General features: G+C 66.9%; 1 protein-coding gene. It reads left to right on the top strand.

Translation table 11 applies throughout. The features are described 5' to 3' along the window. Positions 1-2 precede the first annotated feature (2 nt). Positions 3-715, top strand: a 713-nt coding sequence (locus tag FNJ47_RS46360) for an MFS transporter (protein WP_347341827.1), incomplete at its 3' end; no start/stop codon positions are given.

Genomic DNA, 715 nt, shown 5'->3' with positions numbered 1-715 from the left:
GCATTGCCGTTAGCACCGGGGATCTTCGACCGACGTCGGGCAACTGGCGTACGCCGCTCGTGATCATCGTCTGCGGCTGCGCGATCGCGCTGCTGAGTTTCGGCCCGCGTTCCAGCCTCGGCTTCTTCGTGCAGCCGATGGGCCGCGAATTTGCCTGGGGCCGCGACGTGTTTGGTCTTGCCATCGCGCTGCAGAACCTGTTGTGGGGTCTCGGCCAGCCAATCGCAGGCGCCATTGCCGACCGCTTCGGCTTGCTGCGCGTGATGATCGTCGGCGCGTTGCTGTACGCCGCCGGCCTGCTGCTGATGCGTTACTCCACCACCTCATTGTCGCTCGACATCAGCGCCGGCGTGCTGATCGGCTTCGGCCTGTCGGGCTCGTCGTTCAACCTCGTGCTGGCGGCCTTCAGCAAGCTGCTGCCGCCCGAGAAGCGCGGCATCGCGCTTGGCGCCGGCACCGCCGCCGGCTCGTTCGGCCAGTTCCTGTTTGCGCCGTTCGGCGTCGCCCTGATCGACAATTTCGGCTGGCAGACCGCGCTCGTCGTGTTCAGCGCGCTGATGCTGTTGATCCTGCCGCTCTCGCTCGCGCTGGCAACGCCGCCGACGGAGACCAAGGCTGCCGCGCACACCGATAACCAACGCGATCCCGTCGCGCGGCGAAATCCCCGAGCCCGCCAAGGCGCTGATGGCTGTGTCGTATCCGCATCAGACCATGC

Source organism: Bradyrhizobium uaiense (assembly GCF_010811875.1).
Classification (GTDB): Bacteria; Pseudomonadota; Alphaproteobacteria; order Rhizobiales; family Xanthobacteraceae; genus Bradyrhizobium; species Bradyrhizobium uaiense.
Note: the sequence above shows the minus strand (reverse complement) of the source record. Positions and strands in the feature narration are given on the sequence as shown.